At 37.5% G+C, this 12,948-nt stretch carries 17 protein-coding genes and 1 riboswitch; of the genes, 14 read left to right on the top strand and 3 right to left on the bottom strand.

From position 1 onward, the window contains the following. Nucleotides 1-22: 22 nt before the first annotated feature. The gene (locus EPL02_RS13405) at nt 23-349 is read right to left on the bottom strand and encodes a DMT family transporter (protein ID WP_094913267.1); all 327 of its coding nucleotides are present in this window, start codon (nt 347-349) and stop codon (nt 23-25) included. Between the two features lie 102 nt (nt 350-451). Then, nucleotides 452-1,276 (bottom strand): glycosyl transferase family 2, encoded by an 825-nt coding sequence (locus tag EPL02_RS13400; protein WP_131887981.1) that lies wholly within the window; start codon nt 1,274-1,276, stop codon nt 452-454. A 137-nt stretch (nt 1,277-1,413) separates the two neighbouring features. Here EPL02_RS13400 and EPL02_RS13395 point away from each other — a divergent pair, with 137 nt between their 5' ends. The 9 genes from EPL02_RS13395 (at nt 1,414) to EPL02_RS20935 (ending at nt 8,724) form a co-directional block, all read left to right on the top strand. Beyond that, nucleotides 1,414-1,992 carry a poly-gamma-glutamate hydrolase family protein gene (locus EPL02_RS13395; RefSeq protein WP_094913269.1) on the top strand — a complete coding sequence of 193 codons (579 nt, stop codon included), beginning with the start codon at nt 1,414-1,416 and terminating at the stop codon, nt 1,990-1,992. 141 nt (nt 1,993-2,133) lie between these two features. Then, nucleotides 2,134-2,622 carry a VOC family protein gene (locus tag EPL02_RS13390; RefSeq protein ID WP_286175440.1) on the top strand — a complete coding sequence of 163 codons (489 nt, stop codon included), beginning with the start codon at nt 2,134-2,136 and terminating at the stop codon, nt 2,620-2,622. 20 nt (nt 2,623-2,642) lie between these two features. Further along, nucleotides 2,643-3,068 carry a hypothetical protein gene (locus EPL02_RS13385; protein ID WP_131887980.1) on the top strand — a complete coding sequence of 142 codons (426 nt, stop codon included), beginning with the start codon at nt 2,643-2,645 and terminating at the stop codon, nt 3,066-3,068. Nucleotides 3,069-3,683: 615 nt separating this feature from the next. Next, nucleotides 3,684-4,364: a FadR/GntR family transcriptional regulator gene (locus tag EPL02_RS13375; RefSeq protein WP_094913271.1), complete on the top strand. Its 681-nt coding sequence runs from the start codon at nt 3,684-3,686 to the stop codon at nt 4,362-4,364. Between the two features lie 43 nt (nt 4,365-4,407). Next, nucleotides 4,408-5,727 (top strand): MFS transporter, encoded by a 1,320-nt coding sequence (locus tag EPL02_RS13370; RefSeq protein ID WP_094913272.1) that lies wholly within the window; start codon nt 4,408-4,410, stop codon nt 5,725-5,727. Between the two features lie 13 nt (nt 5,728-5,740). Further along, nucleotides 5,741-6,730, top strand: coding sequence for an ornithine cyclodeaminase family protein (locus EPL02_RS13365; protein WP_094913273.1), 990 nt, complete (start codon nt 5,741-5,743; stop codon nt 6,728-6,730). 41 nt (nt 6,731-6,771) lie between these two features. Beyond that, nucleotides 6,772-6,975 carry a zinc ribbon domain-containing protein gene (locus EPL02_RS13360; protein WP_094913274.1) on the top strand — a complete coding sequence of 68 codons (204 nt, stop codon included), beginning with the start codon at nt 6,772-6,774 and terminating at the stop codon, nt 6,973-6,975. 76 nt (nt 6,976-7,051) lie between these two features. Further along, a complete protein-coding gene (locus EPL02_RS13355; RefSeq protein WP_286175439.1) occupies nt 7,052-8,380 on the top strand; it encodes an AlbA family DNA-binding domain-containing protein in 1,329 nt (442 codons plus the stop codon). A 185-nt stretch (nt 8,381-8,565) separates the two neighbouring features. Continuing rightward, the gene (locus tag EPL02_RS20935; RefSeq protein WP_165932575.1) at nt 8,566-8,724 is read left to right on the top strand and encodes a flagellar basal body-associated FliL family protein; all 159 of its coding nucleotides are present in this window, start codon (nt 8,566-8,568) and stop codon (nt 8,722-8,724) included. A gap of 69 nt (nt 8,725-8,793) precedes the next feature. On the opposite strand, the gene EPL02_RS13350 is transcribed toward EPL02_RS20935, so the two are convergent. Next, nucleotides 8,794-9,273, bottom strand: coding sequence for a DinB family protein (locus EPL02_RS13350; protein WP_131887979.1), 480 nt, complete (start codon nt 9,271-9,273; stop codon nt 8,794-8,796). 118 nt (nt 9,274-9,391) lie between these two features. Here EPL02_RS13350 and EPL02_RS13345 point away from each other — a divergent pair, with 118 nt between their 5' ends. The 5 genes from EPL02_RS13345 to EPL02_RS13325 all read left to right on the top strand — a co-directional run bounded on the left by EPL02_RS13345 (nt 9,392) and on the right by EPL02_RS13325 (nt 12,930). Continuing rightward, nucleotides 9,392-9,856, top strand: a complete 465-nt coding sequence (locus tag EPL02_RS13345) for a GNAT family N-acetyltransferase (RefSeq protein ID WP_131887978.1) — start codon at nt 9,392-9,394, stop codon at nt 9,854-9,856. Nucleotides 9,857-9,941: 85 nt separating this feature from the next. Further along, entirely contained in the window at nt 9,942-10,061 is a 120-nt protein-coding gene (locus EPL02_RS13340; RefSeq protein WP_076512449.1) for a YjcZ family sporulation protein, read from the top strand. 161 nt (nt 10,062-10,222) lie between these two features. After that, a riboswitch (SAM riboswitch) is annotated at nt 10,223-10,336 on the top strand. 82 nt (nt 10,337-10,418) lie between these two features. Next, a complete protein-coding gene (locus tag EPL02_RS13335; protein WP_094913277.1) occupies nt 10,419-11,237 on the top strand; it encodes a MetQ/NlpA family ABC transporter substrate-binding protein in 819 nt (272 codons plus the stop codon). Between the two features lie 12 nt (nt 11,238-11,249). Continuing rightward, nucleotides 11,250-12,263: a methionine ABC transporter ATP-binding protein gene (locus tag EPL02_RS13330; RefSeq protein ID WP_131887977.1), complete on the top strand. Its 1,014-nt coding sequence runs from the start codon at nt 11,250-11,252 to the stop codon at nt 12,261-12,263. A 1-nt stretch (nt 12,264) separates the two neighbouring features. Continuing rightward, complete coding sequence (locus EPL02_RS13325; protein ID WP_094913279.1) at nt 12,265-12,930, top strand: methionine ABC transporter permease; 666 nt, start codon at nt 12,265-12,267, stop codon at nt 12,928-12,930. Nucleotides 12,931-12,948 lie beyond the last annotated feature (18 nt).

Raw genomic sequence — 12,948 nt, 5'->3', positions numbered from 1 at the left:
TTGGCAGCTGCCAAGCGTTTCTTTAATGTGCAAATGATTTTAGATTTAAAATAACAACCCCTGCAATAATTAACGTAATGCCAATGACCATTGAGATGCTGCCGCTTTCCTTCCAAATGACAACACCGATAATAGCTGTAATAGCAGTTCCTACTCCTGACCAGATTGCGTAAGCGATGCTTAGTGGGATTTGTTGAAGTGAAGCAGAGAGTGAATAAAACGCAATTCCAAACCCAACAATTACACCAATGCTTGGCCAAAGTTTCGTAAATCCCTGAGATGCTTTTAACATGGATGTTCCAAAAAGTTCTGCTGTAATAGCAAGTGCTAAAAATAAATAGGCTTGCATTCGAAGTCACTCCTTGCTGCGTAAAAACATTTTTACGACCTATACTGTAAGATATGATGAATTGAACTTCGACATCTTATCACAGGATAAAAAAACTCGCTACTATTTTTTTTGAGATAAATAATCTACAGTTTCTTGCTTTCCTAAAGCGGCGTGTCCTTGTTTTTTGTTATAGTTTAATATCACTTTAATTTCATGAACCTCACAATCATCGCTTAGTGCGTGAAGGCCTGATAAAAAAGGGATAAGGTGGTTTAGCATATCGAATTCTGAGGCTGCATTTTGAAGGTAATCAATGGGGGGGACGTAACCAATTTTCTGATAAAATGCTAGGACATTAATTCGTTCATGAAACGTTTGAACCACTTCTTCCTGTGACATATCTGGATAAGACAAGGAAAATACGTTGCGAACGGGAGTCTTAAGCCATTTTGTTAAGCATGTTTGCGGATTATTCACAACTGCTTTAGCACCTTTTAAATAGCCGGCTAATATGAGGGACATAAAGCCTCCTCCTGATGAACCGTAACAGGTGACCTTTAGGAGAGGTATGTGTAATTTTTCTAAGATTTCTTTTAGCAACAGGGAGATTTCCTGAAGGTAAAACCGTTCTTTCGTTCCTTGCCCCCATCCTAAAGAGAGAGGACCTAAATATAAAGTAGGGTCGTTGTAGTAAATAACCGATGCATCAAATAGATCCATCCATGAATGACGCTGAAAATAAGGAGGGCCTTGCGGGTGTTCTTGCTTAGCGCCTGCACCAGAGCCTAATAGAATCATGTTTGAAGAGCTTTCTTTTAGCTTGATTAAAAATTCATATAATACGCCGTCCCACTCAATTGCAAGGACATACGGCTTGTCATTCAACAAATCAACATCATATAACTGATACTTTTTGATTTCAATACGTTTGTAGTTTTCAATCAATTGTTTAACACCACTTTCTATATAATAAAAAGCATTCATTCCATAATATGCAGGAGCAAAAAAAGTGCTTGTACGTTTGATGTATACTCTGTACAAATCGAGTCATATTAAGAAACAATGGAAAGGAAGTGATCGTTGTGCGAGATGTATATCAAACGTTTCAAGAGTTATCTCAGTGTGAGCGAGCTGGAATTGACTATGAAATTGAGTGCATCATTCGTAAGAAAGATATTGTTGTATTGGCAATTCACGGCGGTACAATGGAAGAGGGTACACTTGAAATAGCAAGGGAATTAGCGCAGGAAGTCAAAGGGACGTTCTATGCGTTTAAATGCTTGAAAGAAGAAGATCCTTTTGAATTGCATGTAACATCTACTCATTACGATGAAGAGCTGGCAAGATCATTAGTCAATCAGTCAGATATAACTATTTCATTTCACGGTGCACGTGGTACGAAACGAGAGATTTATATAGGAGGACGAGATGAATCTCTTGCGTCTCGCGTAGAAGAATTCTTAACACCACAGTTTATTGTCAGTGAACCTCCTGCTCATTTAAGAGGAGTTTCGCCAGATAATATTGCAAATGATAATACCCGCCATCAGGGACTTCAGTTAGAATTGACTGTGCCTCAGTATGATGAACTATTAACTAACGTAGAGAAAAAGCACTCTTTTCTTGAATCACTAGTCAAAGCAATTAAAGAAAGCGAATAGCATGTATACAGCGCCGAAAAATAGGCGCTGTATTTTTATTGCAAGATAGTCAAAAAGCACATTTTCCATATGGAAGATATGCTAAAATATAGAAAAAAGTGTTGTGCCTTTAATGTTTGGTTTATAAAGTGAGGAGATTAGATGAAAATCAAAACAGAAGGAATATCAGAAGTTGTTCTTGAAGTACAGTCAATGGAACGAGCCGTGCAGTTTTGGTCTAATCAGCTTGGTTTTCCAATCGTGGAACAATGGGGATATGATAACGGACAGTTTGTCGAGGAATCAAATGAAGTTTGGGCAACATGGCTCTACGTTGGAGGCCCAACAAGGCTAGGACTCTGGCTTCCTCGTATGTTTTCAAAAGCTGATCAGAAGATGAAGCAGCGGAGTGTTTCGAGCTGGCAAAAACTTTATGATGAAGGTGGTGTTCACGTTCATTTGGCTCTACAGGTGCAGAAGCAACATTTTGAGGGTGCGCTTACGGTTTTGAAACAGGAGCGTATCGAGATGAAGGTAATGAAAGAAGCAAATGAAACAAGAGTGTATTTCAAAGATACGGAATCAAATATTATTGAATTCTATACAAAATCAATGGCCAAAGATTACGCAAAAAAAGTGGCAGAGAACTAGTTAAATAGGGAGGGTTAATAATGAATGAACTCAATGGCTATTTGCTTGCAATGGAACATGTAAATCATTATACAAATCATGTCTGTACGTTTGTATTTGATCAAATTCCCCGCTTAGAAACCATTGAGCAGTCGATAAAGGAATACTTTCAAGAAGAATATGTGGACCATGCACTTTGTTTAGAGTATGAGCCGAGGTTAACGGATGCACTATACGACTGGTTTTTTGCAAGAGAAGATGAATGTAAAGAGCGTTATCGTATTGCACTTCCAGAAAGAGATAATCGAGTTGAGGGGTTTTTACAACTTTTATTTAAATTAATAGACGAAGCAAATGTAAACGTGTATGAAATTGAAGGAAATGATTACTGGCATGCACACGGTCAATATTTTGTATTTGATGCAAAAGATGTACTGTATGTGCTTGAGCTTGGGGCTGATAGCTAGAAAGGCAGGACAAACATGTATCAGCTATCAGTTGAAAACAAAAGAAGCGGATGCAAATGCATGGGGATTGATTGACTAGGTGAAAAGTATAAGAAAGAGAGAAGATGTTTATCGACTGCTAGATATTCTTGTTGAAGAAACAGGATATGTTCCAAAAGTATGATTGGACTTGGTACGTCTCATTATCGGTATGAACCATGTCATGAGAGAGAGATGTTTCTGTTTGGGTTTGCTCCTCATAAAGCGAAGTTTAGTCTTTATTTTGCAACTGGAGATCAGCAAGGAGCCTTTCTTTTGAAACAGCGTGGAAAGCACAAAGCTGGAAAAAAGTGTGTCTATACCAATACGCTTTATGACCTTAATGATTACATACTTAGACACCTGATCCATCAATCTGTATCATTTTTACAAACGCGATCCCTGATTTCGTAAGTCTTAAATAAATGAAGAGCAATGATGTAAGAGCATCCATTGTTTAAAAAGAACCTTGATAGAAAACAAAAAAGTAAGTTTTTGCCGAAAAATTTATTTAAATAATTGAAATTTTCTGAATATGTAGTATACTAACCTATATGATAGGTAGATAGCTACAGCAAAGAAAGGAAAGAAGCATCTATGAAAAAAAGGAAAAAACAGTTAAATCATGAAATCGTTGCAGAAGAAGTGAAAAGATATATTAAAGTCAATGCTCTCAAGAAAGGGGAGTCATTACCATCTATTGCTGATCTCGCAACAGAGTTTAGTGTGAGCCGAACGAGTATTCGTGAAGGTCTACGTGTGCTGGAAGCATTACATGTCGTTGAAATAGTAAATGGAAAAGGTGTATTAGTTAAAGACGTGGAGGGCCATCGTATTCAAACTCGTATAACCATAAAGGATAAAAAGCAATTTTTATTAGACCTTTGTGATGTTCGCCGAGGATTAGAAGGGAGAGCGGCGGAGCTCGCAGCAGAACTAGCAACAGAGGCTCAGCTTCAAAAAATGAGCAAGCATTTAGCAGTTTTTGAAAAGTTACGCACTTTGAATGAAGATACAGCAGAAGCTGATTTGCTTTTTCACCGAACGCTATATGAGGCTTCTCATAATCTAATTCTCTGCCAAATCATTAACTCTGTGTATGACTCTTTTTATGAATCTTGGCATTTTCCTTTTGATTTAGCGACAATCTTTGAAGATACCTATCACCTACATGAAGAATTATTTTGTGCAGTAAAAGAAAAAAAGCCTAAAGAAGCACGAGAGAAAGTAAATCAATTGATAGATGTCGTCGAATCGGCAATTAGACAGCTCTTGTAAATACATAGCGTACGCCATCGAAATACGAGGAGTGGGGTATAGTATGAAGGAAACAGGTGTTGAGCGGAAAACAGCAAACAGAGCATTAATTGCAAGTTTAATTGGAAGTTCAATTGAATGGTATGACTACTTTTTATATGGGACAGTTGCAGCGCTCGTATTTAGCAAGCTGTATTTTCCATCCGATGATCCAACTGTAGGGCTCATGCTAGCCTACGCATCGTTTGCTATTCCATTTTTTATTCGGCCGCTTGGAGGGGTAATCTTTAGTCATATTGGTGATAAGATTGGACGGAAGAAAACACTTGTCATGACGCTGTCATTAATGGGGATTGCAACCATTTTAATTGGTTTGTTGCCTACATACGAAACAATTGGAATTTGGGCTCCAATCCTTTTAATTTTTCTTCGATTAGTGCAAGGCCTTGGTATTGGCGGAGAGTGGGGCGGAGCGTTGCTATTAGCAGTTGAATACGCACCCGAAAACAAAAAAGGCTTTTTTGGCAGTATTCCTCAAATGGGTGTGACAATTGGAATGTTGTTAGGAACGTTATCGATTTCACTGATGACACTTTTACCAGATGAAGCTTTCCTAGCATGGGGCTGGCGTGTTCCATTTATATTAAGCGCTGTACTGGTCTTTCTAGGTCTTTGGATTCGAAATGGTTTAGATGAAACTCCAGCATTTAAACAAGCGAAAGAAACAGGAAACATTGCAAAAGTTCCAATTGTAGATACATTTAAGTATCACTGGCGCTCTGTATTAATTGCTGTAGGAGCTAAATTTGTTGAGACTGCTCCATTTTACATTTTTTCAACATTTATCATTTCCTATGCAACGGGTATTTTATCTTTTGAACAAAGCGCAGCTTTAAATGCTGTAACCATAGCAACACTTGTTACGACAATTTTAATTCCTATTATGGGAAGATGGTCTGATTCGATTGGCCGTAAGCCGCTATACATTGCTGGAACAGTTGCCATGATTTTGTATGCATTTCCATATTTTTATTTACTTTCACAGGGGTCCGTCTTGCTGTTAACAGTTGCAACCATTATCGGATTAGGGTTGATTTGGAGTCCTATTACTGCGGTTCTTGGGACAATGTTCTCTGAAATCTTTTCAACAAATGTTCGATACACGGGGGTAACGGTTGGTTATCAGTTAGGCGCAGCCTTAGCAGGAGGAACAGCTCCCCTTGTGGCTACAGCTTTACTAAGCGCTTACAACAACTCGTTTGTTCCGGTGGCTCTGTATATTATTGTGACGGCTATCATTTCACTTGTGACGGTTTTATTTGTAAAAGAAAAAAAGAATAAAGTAGTGGAAGACAAACAAAATATTGATTTTACACAATCATAAGGGAGAGATTTCGTTGTTGCTTTTAAATGAAAAAATGATTCGAGAGCTTTATACGATGAAAGATTGTATAAGAGATGTAGAACAGGGGTTTCGATATGGAACAGAAGGGAAAGCGAAAGCACCTGTAAGATTATCATTAGCTCATGAAAAGAAGCAAGCAGAGACGCTTTATATGCCTTCTTATGTTGAGCCTGTTGATTACACAGCTGTTAAAGTTGTGAGTATTTTTCCTGAAAACGCAAATGAAGGAAAAAAAGTATTACAAGGAATGATTCTATTAACCAATGCGCTAACTGGAGAGCATGTGGCCCTCCTCGACGCGAGCTATTTAACAGTTTTGCGGACAGGCGCATCAAGTGGTGTTGCAACGAAGTATCTCGCACGAAATAATGCTAAAGTCTGCGCTGTTTTAGGATGTGGTACCCAATCTATCGGTCAAGTTCAAGCAATGATGGAAGTGAGAAGTTTAGAGCAAATTTTGCTATATAACCGTACAGTGAAAAAAGCATATGCGCTAAAAGACGAAATAAAAGCACTGTATCCTACATGGAGTGGTGATATTACAGTTGTAAATGACGCAGATCAAGCTGTTCAAGGAGCGGATATTGTTATTTGTAGTTCAAAGTCCTCGACGCCTTTGTTTAATGGCAGCTTACTTCGACCAGGTACCCATGTAAATGCAATTGGCTCATATCAGCCACATATGCAGGAAGTTGATGTTGAGACACTTTTAAAAAGCGATAAAGTGGTTGTAGATACGTATGAAGGAGCTATGCATGAAGCTGGAGATTTACTTGTTCCTATAGATCAAGGACTGTGGGAGGCTACAGCTATTTACGGAGAGTTAGGAGAAATTGTATGTGAACGTAAAGGAGGACGCACAGCTGAGGAAGAGATTACATTTTATGAATCAGTTGGCATTGCTTATTTAGATACGATGGTGGCAAAAAGCGTATATGAAAAAGCTGTTGAGTTAGGAATAGGGACAACGTTTGAGTTTTAAATGGAAAAATATGAAACTTTTTAAAAAAGGAGATGATAGAAATGAAAGAGGCAGGATGTATAAAATGTGGTGGACAGAGCGTTGGGCAAAAGGAAGTTGCAATGACAGGAACAGGGCTCTCAAAGCTTCTAGACGTTCAGCATAACCGATTTGTTGTTATCTATTGTAAGTCATGTGGTTACTCAGAGTTTTATAATAAAGAAGCGTCTAAAGCATCTAATATCCTCGATTTGTTCTTTGGTTAATTTAGAAGAAATACGACTGTTTAGCCACTTTTCATCATATGGATAAGTTATAGGCATATGATGAGGAGGGGAAACTGTGAGTGATTCGTTTTATTCGCCGTTCATAAACGAAGAGGGAAGAAAGCTAACGATTGCTGAAATTTGTTTCTCTGATGTAGAAGTGATGGTTGCCAAACAGCTAGAAGAAGGATATCAGCTTGAATTTAAGCGGGAAATTAGTTCTACTGTGAAGAGAAAGATTCCAAACATTATTGCATCGTTTGCCAATGAAATGGGTGGGTGGCTAATCTTTGGAGTTGATGAAGATGATTACTCAATCAATTTACTTGAAAGAAAAGAGTATGAGCTCTTTATCCATAATATGCTGAAGGATGTAACGAATCCAATTCCTCGTATCTTCACTCGGTTTCTATCGCCTGAACATACTACAGAGTACGGTGTCTTTATCATTTGGATTCCAGAAGGCTTATACCCCCCATATATGTCATACGGGAAAATTTATCGACGTATCGGGAGTGGAACGTCTCCTATCTCAGAAATTGATGATCGCTATCACCTGGACCGACTATATCAAAAATCAAAAGATCGAATGATGCGCTTAGAAGCATTTTGTACAAAGGAATTATCCATTTATAATCGAAAGGGGCTTACCCACGGCGAAGGCTATGTTTACTATGGAATGTGTAATATGTACGTTATTCCAATTTATGACCTGTACTTACTGGAACACATGGATGAAGATAAATTAAAACAGTACATTTTATCAAAATCAAATGAACCTAAAGCTTATCCAATGTATGAAGAAGTTGAGATGAACGTTCATTTACCGTTTGTTAAAGCATCGCATTCAGCTGAATCTATTATTTTTCGAAACACCGATGTGATTGACTCGTACGATAAAACCGTTGCTTGGGAACAGTTTGTCAATGGAGCGGCTAAGTTTCATATTCCAATTCCATACGTGGAAGAACTTGATGAAGTAAAGTCTGTCTTGCAAGAGTGTGTTCCAAGCTACAGGAACGCCTCTATCTTTGATCAGTTTCAATACGTTGATGGTCATCAATTCTTAACATTATTACTCAGCTGTCTGGGTGAGTATATTGAATGTATGACGCAGCTTAATGCTGAATTAGAGGATATGATTGTTGTGATTGACCTTGAAAATGTGCGGAATGATGTTTTGTATTTTAATCATGAAGCATATAAAGATTTTCTCAGAGAAGAAGGTCTAGTGTTTTCTGACAAAAAACATTATCGATTTAATAAATCTTTTCGCGCTATGAAGCTAAAAGAAAAAAACGGTGAGTCTTTATTTCAATACGTTGACTATATTATTAATGCATTTGGCCTTTCAAGAAACAAAGCTCTTCATTTTCTTATGCAATCTTTTTATCAATCTAAGTAAAAAAATGACAATTTTTTAACAGATGAAAACATTTACACATTTTTTGGAAAAGGTATGGTACCATCTAATAGAGTGAGGAGGATAAGGGGGATTCCTCACGCTCGCTTGAATGAACCTTTTAGACAAAAGGGCGATCACAAAAGGTTTCTATCAGACTTTGTGAGACATAGGGGAGAGAATGAAACATGAAAAAGGTTGGGTCCATTCTGTTAATCGTGTTAGCGCTAGCAGGATTGGGAGGGGTGTGTGCTGCTTACTATCACTTTGAGCAGCAAAAAGAAGCAGTAGATAAGTTTGTTGTGGATAAAACATACATAGTAGAAATAGGGAAAAGTCGAATATAAAGTAATTGTAATACGAAAATCTTTTAGTAAATAAATGAAAAAGAAAAGCAACAAAAATCCTAACATCTGTTAGGATTTTTGTGTTTGAACAGCTTTTTTAATTTGTTTAATTGTCTCCACATGCATTCCTTCATGATAGAAGCTGAATAAAAACGTGCTGCCAACATGATCAAACGAAATGCCAGCTTTATTAGTAAATGGTTTGGCTAGTTTCATATCAAAATGAGCGGGTATGAATTCTTTAATACGCTCAGTTTGAACCGTCAGTTCTTCTTGTAATTGAGTTAAGGTAGGAGGTTCTTCTTCCCATTGAGAAGGCCTTGTTCCGGCCGCGAATAATTGCTCATATGAGGCAGGTAACTGATTCTTCTGTCCAGCAAGTTCAAAAATCAGTTTTTCTTGAATATATGCAATGTGTCCTAAGTTCCACACAATGTTGTTTGAAAAGCCATTGGGAGTTAGTAAACCTTCTTCTTCAGTTACGGTTGATAAAACGTTTAGAGTAATACTTCGAACGGTTTCTAAGTGATGTAATAACAATGAATTCATAAATAATTCCTCCTTTAGACTTGTTTCTTCTCTAGTAATATCTTTTAATTATAACAGGGAAACCGTCAATTACGGTGTAATTTGTTTAACGAAAATAGTAGAAAGAAGGGGCGATAGCATGTCTAGTTTACGTTTTGAAAAAATATTGCAAGTGTCAAAGAGTCATATTGAGTTGTTAAAAGAAGCTGATCCATCAGAAGAGGTTATTTCAGGCTATATTGAAAGAGGAACATGCATTGCAGGGATAGCAAATGGCGAGCTGGTAGGTCTCATTGTGCTACTTCCTACAAGGCCTAACACCGTTGAAATCGTTAATATTGTTGTGAAGAAAAATGTGCGAAATCAAGGGTATGGCAAGCTATTGGTGGAAGAAGCGTTAAAGCTTTCAAAGCACTACGGATATAAAAGCGTAGAAATTGCAACAGGTAATTCAAGTATTGAACAGCTAGCGTTGTACCAAAAATGCGGATTTCGTATTACAGGAATTGAAATTGATCACTTTGTTCATAACTATGAAGACGAAATCTATGAAAATGGTATTCAATGTCGTGATATGATTCGACTACGACAAATATTGAGTTAACGGTACATATTTTTAGAAAATGGGCGTTTAGACAAGCAAAAGGATGATGTGTGCATACACTGAGATAGAAAGGATGGTGTATGTTATGTGTTTTTACGGCGGTTATTGTGGAGGATACGGCTATAATAAAGGCGGCAGTGGGTTTGCCTTAATCTTGGTTCTGTTTATTCTTCTTGTGATTGTAGGATGCGTTTGCTGGAATTAATAAAGAAAAGAAGCATACAAAAGGAAACTTTTGTATGCTTCTTTTTTTATTTGAATTGAAACTAATCTAAAAATTTTCATAAAATAAAATTAAAAAAATATTGACACTATATACAAACTACCTGTAGAATAGCCATCATAACAAAGTGAATAAAAAAGCAACTCTTATCGAGAGTGGTGGAGGGACTGGCCCTATGAAACCCGGCAACCTAACAGCAATCGTGCTGTAACGGTGCTAAATCCTGCGGTGTATTTTTATACACTGAAAGATAAGAGAAGTGGATTGTTTAAAATCGCTTCTCTTTATCTGTAAGAGGCGTTTTTTTTATGGGAAAAAGAAAAGGGAGCGATTGGCATAATGAAAAAAACAGCAAAAGTACTAGGAGTAACATTGGCATCAGCATTACTGATTGTAACGGCTGCGTGCGGAAAAGAAGAAGCAAAAACTTTAAGCACAGAAAAAATTACAATTGGCGTAACTGGTGGTCCTCATCAACAAATTAACGAAGAAGTGAAAAAGCTAGCAGAAAAAGATGGGCTCGACATTACTATTAAAACGTTTAACGATTATAATACACCGAATACAGCACTTGATGAGCGCGATTTAGATTTAAATAACTACCAAACACTACCGTTTTTAGAACAGCAGGTAAAAGATAAGGGTTATAAAATTGAGGATGCATTTAAAACAGTAGCGTTTCCAATGGGTATTTATGCCGAAGGAATTAAAGATATAAAGGAGCTAAAAAAAGGTGACAAAATCGCTGTACCTAATGATCCAAGTAATGAATATCGCGCGTTAAAACTCTTTGAAGCAGCTGGAGTTATTAAGCTAAAAGAAGGCGTTGAAGAAAAAGCTACGAAGAAAGACGTTGCTGAAAATAAACTGGGTCTTGAGATTGTTGAGCTAGAAGCTTCACAAATTCCATCTCAATTAGGTGAAGTAGCAGCTGCTGCAATCAATACAAACTTTGCCATGGGAGCAGGACTAACAATTAATGAGGATGCTATTTTCCATGAAGAAATTGAAAACAACCCATATCCAAACTACGTTGTTGTGCGCACGGAAAATAAAGATGATGAAGTTGTAAAACAGTTAGAAGAATATTTCCATTCAGATGAAATTCGTCAATTTATTGAAGAAGAGTTTAATGGATCAGTTGTCCCAGCATTTTAAGGAGTGGTGAATGTGATTGAATTAAAGCAGACTTCCAAAACATATGAAGTCAACGGCAAGAAAGTGGAGGCTGTGAAAGATGTATCCTTAACCATTGAAAAAGGAGAAGTATTTGGGGTAATTGGATATAGCGGTGCGGGCAAAAGTACGCTAATTCGCTGCGTCAATTTGTTAGAGCAGCCAACGTCTGGAGACGTGTTAATTAATGGCATTAGTTTACCTTCCCTTTCGAAGCAGGACTTGCAAAAAACACGTCGGAAAATTGGTATGATTTTTCAAGGGTATAACTTGTTAAAAACAGCAACGGTATATGAAAATATTGCAATTCCACTAAAGTTAGAAGGAATCGATAAACAAACCATTCAAAGGCGTGCAGATAAGTATTTAGAAATTGTTGGGCTGTCAGATAAAATCAACCATTATCCATCTCAGCTATCAGGTGGTCAAAAGCAGCGTGTCGCCATCGCAAGAGCTTTAGCACACGAACCGGAAATCTTATTAAGCGATGAGGCAACAAGTGCTTTAGATCCAGAAACAACGGAAGCTATCTTGGAGTTACTATTAAAAATTAATCGAGAACTAGGCTTAACAATTTTTCTAATTACGCACGAATTAAACGTTGTTCAGCGTATTTGTGACCGTGTTGCAGTGATGGAAAATGGGAGAGTTGTAGAAGAAGGAAGAGTAGTGGATGTGTTTACTCATCCACAGCATCCAACAACTCAGCGTTTTATTGGATCAGAGTCTGCATTTAATCTACCAGAGGCTTTAAAAACCGAGTATCGTAAAACTGGTAAGCTGGTATCACTGTATTTTAAAGGAAGTGAAAAGTCCAACGAGCCGGCACTGGCAATGGTCTCACGCAAATTTGATGTGTTACCAAGTATTTTAGCTGGTGGAATTGAACAATTAAAAAATGAAACGCTAGGAAAGCTGCTTGTTCATTTAAGAGGAGATAAAGTAGCTTACGAAGAAGCCATTGAATATTTAGAGAGCGAAGGCGTTATTGTAGAGGAGTGGAAGTAAGGTGGCTGAATTTTTTGTAGAGTGGAGCGACGTTATTTGGGAAGGATTCCTTCAAACGTTAACAATGACAAGCATCTCATTAGTTATTGCCATCTTAATTGGTTTACCGCTTGGTATTTTACTTGTTGTAACTAGACAGGGAGGGCAATCAGAAAACAGATGGTTATATCAAGCTCTTAACTGGATTATTAATATTATTCGTTCAATACCTTTTATTATCCTTTTATTTTTTATTCTACCATTTACTAAACTTATTGCTGGAACAACAATCGGTGTACAAGGCGTAATTGTTCCCCTTGTAGTGTATACGGCACCTTATATTGCGAGATTAATGGAGTCTGCGCTGTTAGAAGTTGATAAAGGAATAGTAGAAGCGTATCAGTCAATGGGAATTTCAACACCAAAAATTATTTGGTATGTAGTCGTAAGAGAAGCACGTTCTGGTATTATTTTAGGACTAACAATTGCAACCATTGGTCTTATTGGTGCTACGGCAATGGCTGGTCTTGTTGGGGCTGGTGGACTTGGAGATATTGCTTTCCAATACGGACACTTGCGCTTCGAACCAACGGTCATGTATACCACTATTCTCGTATTAATTATCATGGTGCAGGTAATTCAATCATTTGGTAGTCACCTAGCTAAGCGATTGAAAAGAGAGGGATAAGAGAAAGGAGAAGAGCTC

Source organism: Bacillus sp. CBEL-1 (assembly GCF_004348885.1).
GTDB classification, from domain to species: Bacteria; Bacillota; Bacilli; order Bacillales; family Bacillaceae_H; genus Priestia; species Priestia aryabhattai_A.
This window is presented reverse-complemented; position numbering and strand designations above follow the sequence as displayed.